10 protein-coding genes and 1 riboswitch are annotated in these 12,440 nt (G+C 64.3%); of the genes, 6 read left to right on the top strand and 4 right to left on the bottom strand.

The annotated features are described in order from the left end of the window. Positions 1 to 28 precede the first annotated feature (28 nt). Entirely contained in the window at positions 29 to 571 is a 543-nt protein-coding gene (ruvC, locus tag J8I26_RS10010) for a crossover junction endodeoxyribonuclease RuvC (protein WP_209606690.1), read from the top strand. A 45-nt stretch (positions 572 to 616) separates the two neighbouring features. On the opposite strand, the gene J8I26_RS10005 is transcribed toward ruvC, so the two are convergent. After that, positions 617 to 1,555: a DUF808 domain-containing protein gene (locus J8I26_RS10005; protein ID WP_209606689.1), complete on the bottom strand. Its 939-nt coding sequence runs from the start codon at positions 1,553 to 1,555 to the stop codon at positions 617 to 619. A 161-nt stretch (positions 1,556 to 1,716) separates the two neighbouring features. On the opposite strand from J8I26_RS10005, the gene ruvA reads away from it, so the two are divergent. The 4 genes from ruvA to J8I26_RS09985 all read left to right on the top strand — a co-directional run bounded on the left by ruvA (position 1,717) and on the right by J8I26_RS09985 (position 4,987). Continuing rightward, positions 1,717 to 2,295, top strand: coding sequence for a Holliday junction branch migration protein RuvA (ruvA, locus tag J8I26_RS10000; RefSeq protein ID WP_209606687.1), 579 nt, complete (start codon positions 1,717 to 1,719; stop codon positions 2,293 to 2,295). A gap of 20 nt (positions 2,296 to 2,315) precedes the next feature. Then, positions 2,316 to 3,371 (top strand): Holliday junction branch migration DNA helicase RuvB, encoded by a 1,056-nt coding sequence (gene ruvB, locus J8I26_RS09995; RefSeq protein WP_209606685.1) that lies wholly within the window; start codon positions 2,316 to 2,318, stop codon positions 3,369 to 3,371. 263 nt (positions 3,372 to 3,634) lie between these two features. After that, positions 3,635 to 4,477, top strand: coding sequence for a fumarylacetoacetate hydrolase family protein (locus J8I26_RS09990; RefSeq protein WP_209606683.1), 843 nt, complete (start codon positions 3,635 to 3,637; stop codon positions 4,475 to 4,477). Positions 4,478 to 4,531: 54 nt separating this feature from the next. After that, complete coding sequence (locus J8I26_RS09985; protein ID WP_209606681.1) at positions 4,532 to 4,987, top strand: YaiI/YqxD family protein; 456 nt, start codon at positions 4,532 to 4,534, stop codon at positions 4,985 to 4,987. 115 nt (positions 4,988 to 5,102) lie between these two features. Here the strand turns inward: J8I26_RS09985 and J8I26_RS09980 are convergent, their stop codons facing one another. The 3 genes from J8I26_RS09980 to J8I26_RS09970 form a co-directional block, all read right to left on the bottom strand. Further along, on the bottom strand, positions 5,103 to 5,558 hold the full coding sequence (locus tag J8I26_RS09980) for a DUF2147 domain-containing protein (protein ID WP_209606679.1): 456 nt from the start codon (positions 5,556 to 5,558) through the stop codon (positions 5,103 to 5,105). A 385-nt stretch (positions 5,559 to 5,943) separates the two neighbouring features. Next, positions 5,944 to 8,754: a valine--tRNA ligase gene (locus J8I26_RS09975; RefSeq protein ID WP_209606677.1), complete on the bottom strand. Its 2,811-nt coding sequence runs from the start codon at positions 8,752 to 8,754 to the stop codon at positions 5,944 to 5,946. A 144-nt stretch (positions 8,755 to 8,898) separates the two neighbouring features. After that, positions 8,899 to 10,038: a branched-chain amino acid ABC transporter substrate-binding protein gene (locus J8I26_RS09970; protein WP_209606675.1), complete on the bottom strand. Its 1,140-nt coding sequence runs from the start codon at positions 10,036 to 10,038 to the stop codon at positions 8,899 to 8,901. Between the two features lie 281 nt (positions 10,039 to 10,319). Further along, positions 10,320 to 10,433: riboswitch (TPP riboswitch) on the top strand. Positions 10,434 to 10,521: 88 nt separating this feature from the next. On the opposite strand from J8I26_RS09970, the gene thiC reads away from it, so the two are divergent. Continuing rightward, positions 10,522 to 12,435 (top strand): phosphomethylpyrimidine synthase ThiC, encoded by a 1,914-nt coding sequence (thiC, locus tag J8I26_RS09965; RefSeq protein ID WP_209606674.1) that lies wholly within the window; start codon positions 10,522 to 10,524, stop codon positions 12,433 to 12,435. Positions 12,436 to 12,440 lie beyond the last annotated feature (5 nt).

The following is a 12,440-nucleotide window of genomic DNA, read 5'->3' as shown; positions in this document are numbered from 1 at the left end:
CGCGGTGCGATCGGTTAGACTTGCGGGCATGAAAATCATCGGCATCGACCCCGGCCTGCGCACCACCGGCTTCGGGGTCATCCACAAGCAGGGCAACAAGCTTGCCTACGTCGCTTCCGGCACCATCAAGACGCCGGACGGCGATCTTCCTTCGCGCCTGAAGGTGATCCTGGCCAGCGTCTCCGAAGTGGTGCGCACCTACACGCCCGACTGCGCGGCCATCGAGAAGGTGTTCGTCAACGTCAATCCGCAATCTACGCTGCTGCTGGGCCAGGCGCGCGGCGCGGCGATCTGCGCGCTGGTCAACGCCGACCTTGCAGTGGCCGAGTACACCGCGCTGCAGGTCAAGCAAGCCGTGGCCGGCCACGGCAAGGCGCAAAAAGCCCAGGTGCAGGAGATGGTGGCGCGGCTGCTGCAGTTGCCCGGCCTGCCCGGCACCGATGCGGCCGATGCGCTGGGCGTGGCGATCTGCCACGCGCATGGCGGCGACGTGCTGGCCAACCTCGGCGCACTGGCGCCGGCGCTGGCGAAGAAGGGCATCCGCATGCGCGGCGGCCGCCTGGTCGGTTGAGCCGGATGATGCGGGACGCCGTGCAACGCGGCGCCCCCGGAGGTGTTACGCAGATTTCCTGAACAGGCCGGCGATCCGCCGGGCCGCTTCCACCACCAGCAACACCACACCGCCGGCGACGATGCCGAAGATCGCATTGAGCAGCGCCGGCGCCAGTGCGCCGAGCACGCCGCCGACGACAGGCGCCGTTGCGATGGTTGCGGCGGCGGCTTCGATGGCGTGGTGCGCGAACGGCAGGCCGTGCGTCAGGATGCCGCCGCCCACCATGAACATGGCGATGGTGCCGATCACCGACAGGCTGCGCATCATCTTCGGCGCCGCTGCGAGGATGGTGCGCCCGAGGCCGGCCTTGGCGCGTCCCAAGGCGCCGGCGCCGGCTGTGCGCAGCAGATAAAGCCCGCCGTCGTCGAGCTTGACGATGGCCGCGACGATGCCGTACACCCCCGCGGTCATGATCAGCGCGATGCCCACCAGCACCGTGATCTGCTGCTGCAGCGGCGCGCCGGCGACGGTGCCCAGCGTGATGGCGATGATCTCGGCCGAGAGGATGAAGTCGGTGCGCACCGCGCCCTTGATCTTGTCCTGCTCGTAGGCCACCGGATCGACGTCGCCGGCGGTGGCGGCAGTGTCGTGATGTTCTTCGCCGTGCGGCAGGTACTTGTGCGCCAGTTTCTCGAAGCCTTCAAAGCACAGGAAGGCGCCGCCCAGCATCAACAGCGGCGTCACCGCCCACGGGATGAAGGCGCTGATGGCCAGCGCCGCCGGCACCAGGATCGCCTTGTTCTTCAGCGAGCCCTTGGCCACCGCCCACACCACCGGCAGTTCGCGCTCGGCCTTCACGCCGGTGACCTGCTGGGCGTTGAGCGCGAGGTCGTCGCCCAGCACGCCGGCGGTTTTCTTGGCGGCCAGCTTGGTCATCACGGACACGTCGTCCAGGACCGAGGCGATGTCGTCGATCAGTGCGAAGAAGGCGCTGCCTGCCATGTTGTTCCCTTGTTATGTTGTTGTCGTTTCCGCCGCGCGCGAGGCGGCGGGTTGTCGCCGGTCCGGCCGCCGAGGTCGGCCGGAAGATACTGTTTATCCGAACAGTGCTGTATCATCCCGGGATTATCCCCGAAGCTGCATTTGAGCACACCAACCACGCCATGATCGGTCGCCTCTCCGGAATCCTGTTCGAAAAAAATCCCCCGAATCTACTGGTCGACTGCAACGGCGTCGGCTACGAAGTGGCGGTGCCGATGAGCACCTTCTACAACCTGCCGGGCCTGGGCGAGAAGGTCACGCTGCTGACCCACCTGGCGATCCGCGAGGATGCCCACATCCTGTTCGGGTTTGGGACTACCGAAGAGCGCAATACGTTCAAGGAGCTGATCAAGATTTCCGGCGTCGGCGCGCGCACCGCGCTGGCAATCCTGTCGGGCATGTCGGTGGCCGACCTGGCGCAGGCGGTGACGCTGCAGGAAGCCGGCCGCCTGACGCGCGTGCCCGGCATCGGCAAGAAGACCGCCGAGCGGCTGCTGCTGGAATTGAAGGGCAAGCTCGGCGCCGACCTCGGCGCTGCCGGCGGCGTGGTGCATACCGACGCCTCGGCCGATGTGCTCAACGCGCTGCTGGCGCTGGGCTACTCCGACAAGGAAGCCACGCTGGCCATGAAGCAGGTGCCCAAGGACGCCAGCGTCTCGGACGGCATCAAGCACGCGCTCAAGGCTCTGTCCAAGGGCTGAGTGAAAACCGGGATTAACGCATGAGCATCCAGACCGACGATTTCTCCGAACAGCGCATCATCTCCGCCACGCCGGCTTCGGCCAACGAGGAGGCGATCGAGCGCGCCCTGCGGCCCAAGCAGCTCGACGAATACGTCGGCCAAGAAAAGGTGCGCAGCCAGCTGGAAATCTTCATCGCCGCCGCCCGCGGCCGCGGCGAGCCGCTCGACCACACCCTGTTGTTCGGCCCGCCGGGCCTGGGCAAGACCACCATGGCCCACATCATCGCGCGCGAGATGGGCGTGAACCTGCGCCAGACCTCCGGTCCGGTGCTGGAGCGCGCGGGCGACCTGGCGGCGCTGCTGACGAACCTGGAAGCCAACGACGTCCTGTTCATCGACGAGATCCACCGCATGTCGCCGGTGGTGGAGGAAATTCTCTACCCGGCGCTGGAGGACTACCAGATCGACATCATGATCGGCGAAGGCCCGGCCGCGCGCTCGGTGCGCCTGGACCTGCAACCCTTTACCCTGGTCGGCGCCACCACCCGCGCCGGCATGCTGACCAATCCGCTGCGCGACCGCTTCGGCATCGTCGCGCGGCTGGAGTTCTATACGCCGCCCGAGCTGGCGCGCATCGTCACCCGCAGCGCCGGTCTGCTCAATGCGCCTATCGTGGAAGAGGGCGCCTTGGAAATCGCCCGCCGCAGCCGCGGCACGCCGCGTATCGCCAACCGACTGCTGCGCCGCGTGCGTGACTACGCCGAGGTCAAGGGCCGCGGCGAGATCACGCGCGAGATGGCCGATGCGGCGCTGGTGATGCTGGACGTGGATCCGGTCGGCTTCGACCTGATGGACCGCAAGCTGCTGGAGGCGGTGCTGTTCAAGTTCAGCGGCGGCCCGGTCGGGCTGGACAACCTGGCGGCTGCCATCGGCGAGGAGCGCGACACCATCGAAGACGTGCTGGAGCCCTACCTGATCCAGCAAGGCTACCTGCAGCGCACCCCGCGCGGGCGCATCGCCACCCCGGCTGCCTACCAGCACTTCGGCGTGACCGCGCCGCGCACCAGCCCCAACGGCGATCTCTGGGGCGGTTGAACCGGGCAGCTCGGGCCGGCGCGACAGCATCGGTTGGGCGACGTCCCTGCGCTGAACGTCGAGCCGGGAAAGCGCTGCAATTCCCGCATGTTGCGAGCGATTGTTGCAAGGCAGGAAAAGGCGCCTTGCACGAAACAAACCAATCGTATGAATTTCTTGCCTGAACTCGCACAAAGACCAATAAAGGCGAGTTTTTGCTTGTGCAAAAACTAATCGTCATCGACAATGCATAGCTATTCACTATCTTTCGATGTGAGCCTGTCATGCTAATGTCGAGCCAAGCCAGCCGTTACGCGCATCAATTGCTCGATGCGCGGGCCCACTCCCGTCTGATTCCCCTCATTTCCGAGTCTGAAACGTTGTCGGTCGAAGACGCCTACGACATCGCCTACAGCATCCGCAATATCCGCGTCGCCCAGGGCGAGCAGCCGATCGGCCGCAAGATCGGGTTTGTGGTGCACAAGGAATGGTCGCGTTACGGCGTGATCGACGACACCCGCATCCCGACCTGGGCGCCGATGTATGACAGCACCGTGCGTTTTGCCGAAGACAACCATGGCAAGCAGTCGCTGACGGGCGCGATCCAGCCGCGCATCGAACCCGAGATCGTGTTCAAGCTGGGCAAGACGCCCCAGCCCAATGCCACCCTGGATGAGCTGGCCGACTGCCTGGAATGGATGGCGCACGGCTTCGAGATCGTCGATTGCCCGTTCGCCAACTGGGAGTTCACGGTGGCCGACTCGATCGCCGCCTTCGGCCTGCACGGCACGCTGATCATCGGCGAGCCGCACGTGCTGTCTTCCGCCACCAAGCACCATCTGCCGCAAATTCTCTCCAGCGCCAGCGTTTCGCTGTCGTGCAATACCGAGACCTCCAGCGTGCTGCGCGCGGCGGGTTTCTGCAACGACGAGATGGACAGTCCGCTGCATGCGCTGTGGCACATGCACCAGCTGGTGCAAAAGCAGTCGCAGTTCCGCCAGCTGCAGGCCGGCGAGATCATCACCACCGGCACCTGGACCGACGCCTTGCCGATCAAGGCCGGGCAGACCTGGGTCACGGCGTTTTCCGGCGTCACGCTGCCGGGCCTGACGGTGTCCTTCGTTTGATGTCCAAGCTTCACTTCTTATGCATCGCCGCCTTCATGGCGGCGATTTCGCTTCATGCAGATCTGGGTTGATGCCGACGCCTGCCCGGGCGTGATCAAGGACATGCTGTTCCGGGTGGCCGAACGCACCATGGTCAGGGTGACGCTGGTGGCCAACCGCGCGCTGCGCACGCCGCCGTCGCGCTACGTCAAATCGATGGTGGTGCCGCAGGGCTTCGACGTGGCCGACCGCGAGATCGTCAAACTGTGCGTGGCCGGCGACCTGGTCATCACCGCCGACATCCCGCTGGCCGCCGAGGTGGTCGCCAAGGGCGCGGTGGCGCTGAACCCGCGCGGCGAGCTCTATACCGCCGCCAACATCGGCCAGGCGCTGAACATGCGCAACTTCATGGAAGAGCTGCGCAGCAGCGGCGTGGAAACCGGCGGCCCGCCGGCCTTCAGCCAAAGCGACGGCCGCGCCTTTGCGCGCGAACTGGACCGCTACATGCAAAAGAACAAGCCGGCGCCCTGATCGTCGCAAGGCTGTGGATAAAACAAAAACGGCAACGTGATGCGTTGCCGTTTTTTCGTTTGCGATCCTCGATGGCAGCGATTGCCGATCAAGGAAGGATCACGCCGGCCGGCGCTTACTCTTCGCGCACCCAGGTCTGCGTGCGACCCAGCATCGGCATGCCGATGTAGCCACGCACGTTGAGCTTCTTGCCGTCCTCGATCACGGTGAGCTTGCTCTTGTAGAGCTTGCCGTTGGCCGGGTCGAGGATCTGGCCGCCGCTGTATTCCTCGCCGTCCTTCTTCAGGCCGGAGAGGATGGTCATGCCGACGATGGGCTTGCCCTTCAGGTCGCCCTCGCACTTCTCGCAGACCGGGTTCTGGTCTTCCTCGGGAGCGCGGAACAGCTTCTCGATCTTGCCTGACAGCTCGCCGTTGTTCTCGGTGATGCGGATCAGCGCCTTGGGCTTGCCGGTGGCGTCGTCGATGTTCTTCCACAGGCCGACCGGCGAACCGTCGGCCCAGGCGCAGGCAGCGGCCGACAGCAGGGCGGCAAGAAGGCCCAGGCGGGCGAGGGTGGGGCGTGCGGTCATGGTTGTCTCCTGTCAATATCGTTGGGGGATAAAAGCACGATTGTTCTAATTTTTGTTGTCCAGTGTAGAGCACGGTGAGCGGGTCGGCAAGGGCCTTGGCGACTGCCGTTCAACGACGCTGGGCCCCTGCTTTTGCAGGAACGACCGGCAATCTGCAACATCATCTCCGTGGCTCTTGGCGTCGGCAAAGGGTTGGCGGCCGACGTTGAACGACGCTGGGTTCCTGCTTTCGCAGGAACGACAGGCAAACTGGACCATCATCTCCGTCGCCCCTGCGAAAGCAGGGGCCCAGCGTCGTTTGTCGTGCTCCGTGAAACAGCCGGCAAATAAAAAACGCCGCCGCCCCAACGGGACGGCGGCGCTTCAGGAACAAGCGGCGAAAAGCTTACTTCAGCTTGGCCAGCTGCTCCTTCACCTTCTCCAGCGTTGCGCCGAAGTTGGCCACGCGCTCCTTCTCCTGCGCCACGACGGCTTCCGGCGCGCGCGCCACGAAGCTTTCGTTGGACAGCTTGGCGTTGGCCTTGGCGATTTCGCCGGTCAGGCGCGTGACTTCCTTGCCCAGGCGCTCACGCTCGGCGGCGACGTCGATCTCCACCTTCAGCATCAGCTTGACCTGGCCGACGATGGCCACCGGTGCCGGCGACTCCGGCAGCTGGCTGACCACCTGGGTTTCCGACAGACGCACCAGGCCCTGCAGGTACGGCAGGAAGGATTCGATGGCGGCGCCGTCGGCGGCCTCCACGATCAGCGGCACGCGCAGCGACGGCGCCAGTTGCATCTCGCCGCGCAGGTTGCGGCAGGCGTCGGTGTAGGCCTTGAACTGGGCCACCCAGGCTTCGGCTTCAGCGTCGATCTTTTCCAGGTCGGGCTGCGGATACGGCTGGCGCATGATGGAGTCGCCGGCCGGATCGAGCTTCTTGTCGGTCATCGGCGCCACGGTCTGCCACAGCTGTTCGGTGATGAACGGCAGCACCGGATGGGCCAGTCGCAGGATCACTTCCAGCACGCGCAACAGGGTGCGGCGGGTAGCGCGCTGCTGCGCTTCGTTGCCGCTCTGGATCTGTGCCTTGGCCATTTCCAGGTACCAGTCGCAATACTCGTCCCACACGAACTTGTAGATCGCGGTGGCGATGTTGTCGAAGCGGTAGTCGGCGAAGCCCTTTTCGACTTCGGCCTCGGTACGCTGCAGCAGCGACACGATCCAGCGGTCGGCCTGCGAGAACTGCAGGTAGGTCTTGTCGCACACGCCCTTTTCATGACCGTCGAAGCCGCAGTCCTGGCCTTCGGTGTTCATCAGCACGAAGCGGGTGGCGTTCCACAGCTTGTTGCAGAAGTTGCGGTAGCCTTCGCAGCGGTTCAGGTCGAAGTTGATGTTGCGGCCCAGCGTCGCCAGCGAGGCGAAGGTGAAGCGCAGCGCATCGGTGCCGAAGGCCGCAATGCCGTCGGCGAACTCCTTGCGGGTGGCCTTCTCGATGCTGGTCGCCTGCTTCGGGTTCATCAGGCCGACGGTGCGCTTGGCCACCAGTTCGTCCACGCCGATGCCGTCGATCAGGTCGATCGGGTCCAGCGTGTTGCCCTTGGACTTGGACATCTTCTGGCCCGAGGCGTCGCGCACCAGGCCGTGCACGTACACGGTGTCGAACGGCACGCGGCCGGTGAAGTGCGTGGTCATCATGACCATGCGCGCCACCCAGAAGAAGATGATGTCGAAGCCGGTCACCAGCACCGAAGAGGGCAGGAACAGCTTGTAGTCCGGCGTTTCTTCCGGCCAGCCCAGGGTCGAGAACGGCACCAGCGCCGAGGAGAACCAGGTGTCCAGCACGTCTTCGTCACGCTTGACCGACTTGCCGCCGGCTTGCGCGCGGGCTTCTTCCTCGGTGCGCGCGACGTAGATGCCGCCGTCCTCGTCGTACCAGGCCGGGATCTGGTGGCCCCACCACAGCTGGCGGGAGATGCACCAGTCCTGGATGTTGTTCAACCACTGGTTGTAGGTGTTGGTCCAGTTTTCCGGGACGAACTTGATCTCGCCCGAAGAGACCTTTTCCAGCGCGGTCTCGGCGATCGACTTGCCGGGGAAGTAGGTGCCTTCCGGCGCCGGCTTGCTCATCGCGACGAACCACTGGTCGGTCAGCATCGGTTCGATGACCACGCCGGTGCGGTCGCCGCGCGGCACCATCAGCTTGTGCGGCTTGACGGACTCCAGCGCGCCCAGCGCGTCGAGGTCGGCCACGATCTGCTTGCGCGCCTCGAAGCGGTCCAGGCCGCGGTATTTCTCGGGGGCGTTCTCGTTGATCTTGGCGTCCAGCGTGAAGACGTTGATCTTTTCCAGGTTGTGGCGCGCGCCGACCTGGTAGTCGTTGAAGTCGTGCGCCGGCGTGATCTTCACGCAGCCGGTGCCGAATTCCTTGTCGACGTATTCGTCCTTGATGATGGGGATCTCGCGGCCCACCAGCGGCAGCTTCAGCATCTTGCCCACCAGCGCGGCGTAGCGCTCGTCGGTCGGATCCACCGCCACGGCGACGTCGCCCAGCATGGTTTCCGGACGGGTGGTGGCGACCGTGATGGTGCCGCTGCCGTCAGCCAGCGGGTACTGGATGTGCCACATGGAGCCGTCTTCTTCTTCCGACACCACTTCCAGGTCCGACACCGCGGTGCCCAGCACCGGATCCCAGTTGACCAGGCGCTTGCCGCGATAAATCAGGCCCTGCTCATACAGGCGCACGAAGACTTCAGTGACGGCCTTGGACATCTTCGGGTCCATCGTGAAGTATTCACGGTCCCAGTCGGTCGAGGCGCCCATGCGGCGCATCTGGCCGGTGATGGTGGAGCCGGATTTTTCCTTCCACTCCCACACCTTCTCGATGAACTTCTCGCGGCCGAGGTCATGGCGCGACACCTTTTGCGCGTCCAGCTGGCGCTCCACCACGATCTGGGTGGCGATGCCGGCGTGGTCGGTGCCGGGAATCCAGGCGGTGTTGTAGCCGCGCATGCGGTAGTAGCGCGTCAGGCCGTCCATGATGGTCTGGTTGAACGCGTGGCCCATGTGCAGCGTGCCGGTCACGTTCGGCGGCGGCAGCTGGATCGAGAACGACGGTTTTTCGGCGTCGGTGGTGGCGGCGAAGTAACCGCGCTTTTCCCATTCCTCGCGCCAGAATTTTTCAATCTCGGCGGGCTCGAACGATTTGGCTAATTCCATGATTTGACGTGTGTTTTTGCGAAACTTCCCATTATATAAGGGAGCGGGTGGTCGCGCGAAAAAACCGTCTGGAGTGGCCGTCGGGAAACGCCATTGCCGGAGTGACCCAGGCGGCGGTCAGTCATGCCCGCCGGGCCGGCGGGTTTATTTGAAATCGTGCAGCAGTACCCACTTTTGCTGCCTGGACTGGTACAGCGAATAGGTCGGCTTGAGCAAGGTGCCGTCGGCGCCGAAGGCGATCGGACCGCTCACGCCGTTGTAGTGGGTTGCATGCAAGGCATCGATGATCTTGCCACGTTCCAGGGAGCCGGACTTGCGCACCGCTTCGATGATTACCTTGACGCTGTCGTAGGCGTAGATTGACAGCGGTTCCATCGGCTCGCCGAAGCGCGCCTGATAGCGTGCCTGCAGTTGCTGCAAAGGCTGCGAGTTGGCCGCCGGCATGCGCGTCTTGATGGCCAGCAGCATGTCCTGGACGTCGCCGGCCTTGGTCAGGAAATCGTCGCTGGTGATGCTGCCGGTCAGGAACAGCTTGCTCGACAAGCGCAGGCGCACCATGCTGCGCGCCACCACGTCGCTTTGCACCGGGCGGCCGCTGAAGAAGATGACGTCTGGATTGAGGCTGCGTGCGGCCATCAGCGCCGCGTTGAAATCGGACGTGTTGGGACTGACCCGCTGCCGACCCAGCACCTGCGCACCCAGCGCGGTGACGCGCGCGATGAAGGTGTCGCCCAGGCTGGAGCCCAGCAGCCCGCCGTCGTCGATGACGTAGAACGACGTCATCTTCATGGTCTTGACGAGATAGTTGGTGGTCGCCGCCAGTCCGTTTTCGTCGTTGCCGACCATCTGGAAGGCGCCACGATAGCCGGGCGCGGTGAACAGCTTGCTCCAGGCGAACGGTGTCACCTGGGCCACGCCGGCGCGATCGTAGATGGGGGCGGCGCTGATGCTGTTGGCGCTGGTCCAGTGTCCGACCACGGCGATCACCTCGCTCTGGCCCAGGTACTTGGCCACGAATTCGGCGGTGCGTGGGTTGGCCTTGTCGTCCTGCAGCAGCAAACTGAACACCACCTTGCGCCCGCCCACCCGCAAGCCTTCGCGATTGGCCTCTTCCACGGCCAATTGCGCGGCGCTGGCGGACTTGCCCGCGAGATGCTCCTTCAGTGGTCCGGCATAGCCGATGGTGGCGACGATCTCGTCGGCGCCACCGGATTGTTGCGCCTGGCAATGCGCCGACAGCAGCAACAGCCCGGCAAGTACTCCCCGCAAAACTTGAGTGCGCATGTTATTTCTTTCACGCATGAAACCCGGTGTCTTGGTACGCAGCCCCCTGGCCATCCGGCAAGCAGGCGCATGCCGGAAAGTTGAAAGGTAGTTTATCTGACAATGAATTTGAATTTCAGAAAAAAATAGAAAAAATTTGTGCCGACGCTGCGCCGGGCGCGCCTGTGCAGGCGCCGCCGCGGGCTCATCGGTTTGCATGCATAGACGGTATTGATGCGGTGCAAGTGTTGCGGGCATCGGGGATCGGTGTAGAATCCGGCCCACGGTTTCCACAGCGGGAACCGTAACGCTAGGGGTCCTGGCCGCCAGTGCAACAACACAACGGCAGCCGGGTGAGAAATACCCTTGAACCTGATCTGGATAATGCCAGCGAAGGGAAGCAACCGGCAGCAAGACGCACCCGCAACACCCAAGGCCCGCAGGGCCGCGTCCTCTTCCGCAACCCTCCTTTGCTGGCTCCGAGCCAACCGCAGAGGAGCCAAAATGAATGCCAACCCGAAGTTCCTGTCCGCGACCGCCACCGTCGACGAGGCAGCAGTCCAACCCCTCCCGAATTCCCGCAAGATCTATGTGACCGGCTCGCGCCCGGACATCCGCGTGCCCATGCGCGAGATCAGCCAGGCTGATACCCCGGCCATGTTCGGCTCCGAGAAGAACCCGCCGATTTATGTCTATGACACCTCCGGCCCCTACACCGATCCGGAGGTCAAGATCGACATCCGCGCCGGCCTGGCCACGCCGCGCACGCCCTGGATCCTGGAGCGCGACGATACGGAAGAACTGCCCGGTCCCACCTCGGAATACGGCCAGCAGCGCTTAAACGATCCCAAGCTGGAAGAACTGCGCTTCAACCTGCACCGCAAGCCGCGCCGCGCCAAGGCCGGCGGCAATGTCTCGCAAATGCACTACGCCCGCCGCGGCATCGTCACGCCCGAGATGGAGTTCGTGGCGATCCGCGAAAACATGCGCCGCAAGGAATATCTTGAGCAGCTGAAGGCCTCCGGTCCGATGGGCGCCAAGCTGTCCGACCTGATGGGCCGCCAGCATCCGGGCCAGTCGTTCGGCGCGGCCATCCCGGCCGAGATCACGCCCGAGTTCGTGCGCGACGAAATCGCGCGCGGCCGCGCCATCATCCCCGCCAACATCAACCACCCCGAGATCGAGCCGATGATCATCGGCCGCAACTTCCTGGTGAAGATCAACGCCAACATCGGCAACTCGGCCGTGACCTCGTCCATCGGCGAGGAAGTCGAGAAGATGACCTGGGCCATCCGCTGGGGTGGCGACAACGTGATGGACCTGTCCACCGGCAAGAACATCCACGAGACGCGCGAGTGGATCATCCGCAATTCGCCGGTGCCCATCGGCACCGTGCCGATCTACCAGGCGCTGGAGAAAGTCAACGGCAAAGCTGAAGACCTGACCTGGGAAATCTTCCGCGACACCCTGATCGAACAGGCCGAGCAGGGCGTGGATTACTTCACCATCCACGCCGGCGTGCGCCTGCAATACGTGCCGCTGACCGCCAAGCGCATGACCGGCATCGTCTCGCGCGGCGGCTCCATCATGGCCAAGTGGTGCCTGGCGCACCATCGCGAATCCTTCCTCTATGAGCACTTCGAGGACATCTGCGAAATCATGAAAGCCTACGACGTCAGCTTCAGCCTGGGCGACGGCTTGCGCCCCGGCTCCATCTACGACGCCAACGACGAGGCGCAACTGGGTGAGCTCAAGACCCTGGGCGAGCTCACGCAAATCGCCTGGAAGCACGACGTGCAGGTGATGATCGAAGGCCCCGGCCACGTGCCCATGCACCTGATCAAGGAAAACATGGATCTGCAGCTGGAGCACTGCCACGAAGCGCCGTTCTACACGCTGGGCCCGCTGACCACCGACATCGCCCCCGGCTACGACCACATCACCTCCGGCATCGGCGCCGCGCAGATCGGCTGGTACGGCACGGCGATGCTCTGCTACGTGACCCCCAAGGAACACCTGGGCCTGCCCAACAAGGTGGATGTGAAGGACGGCATCATCACCTACAAGATCGCCGCGCACGCCGCCGATCTCGCCAAGGGCCATCCGGGCGCGCAGATCCGCGACAACGCGCTGTCCAAGGCGCGCTTCGAGTTTCGCTGGGAAGACCAGTTCAACCTCGGCCTGGATCCGGACAAGGCGCGCGAATTCCACGACGAGACCCTGCCCAAGGATTCGGCCAAGGTGGCGCACTTCTGCTCCATGTGCGGCCCGCATTTCTGCTCGATGAAGATCACTCAGGAAGTGCGCGACTACGCGGCCAAGGAGGGCATCTCTGAAATCGCCGCGCTGAAGAAGGGCATGGAAGTGAAATCGGTCGAGTTCGTGAAGATGGGCGCCGAGATCTACGCCAAGACTTGAGCGCG

It is taken from the genome of Herbaspirillum sp. LeCh32-8 (genome assembly GCF_017814915.1).
GTDB lineage: Bacteria > Pseudomonadota > Gammaproteobacteria > Burkholderiales > Burkholderiaceae_D > Herbaspirillum.
Note: the sequence above shows the minus strand (reverse complement) of the source record. Positions and strands in the feature narration are given on the sequence as shown.